This is a genomic window from Mesorhizobium sp. M4B.F.Ca.ET.203.01.1.1 (assembly GCF_004791025.1).
Lineage (GTDB): Bacteria > Pseudomonadota > Alphaproteobacteria > Rhizobiales > Rhizobiaceae > Mesorhizobium > Mesorhizobium abyssinicae.
Genome location: NZ_SRUO01000232.1, coordinates 1 through 301, shown reverse-complemented (window position 1 = coordinate 301; position 301 = coordinate 1). Strand labels below are relative to the sequence as shown.

Sequence of the window (301 nt, the reverse complement as noted above, 5' to 3'; positions counted from 1 at the left end):
GTGGCCGCTGTCGCCGGCGGACCTGGACCGCGTGCTGGAGCCCCGCCTGCGTACTCTGCCGCGGGTGTGGCTGCTGCCGGCGACGGACGTCCTGCGGCGTACCCTGCGCCTGCCCGCCGCCGCGGCCGATCGCCTGCGCGCGGTGGTCGGTTTCGAGATCGACCGGCAGACGCCGTTCGAAGCGTCCCAGGTCAGCTATGACGTGCGTGAACTGGGCGCGGCCGGCGAAGGCCAGCTGCAGGTCGAACTGGTGGCGTGGCCGTTGTGGCAGCTGGACGCGTGGCGCAGTGGGGTAGGCCCG

At 73.8% G+C, this 301-nt stretch carries 1 pseudogene; it reads left to right on the top strand.

The window, feature by feature from the left end:
- Positions 1 to 301, top strand: a pseudogene (locus EN846_RS34455) (hypothetical protein); the annotation flags it as partial.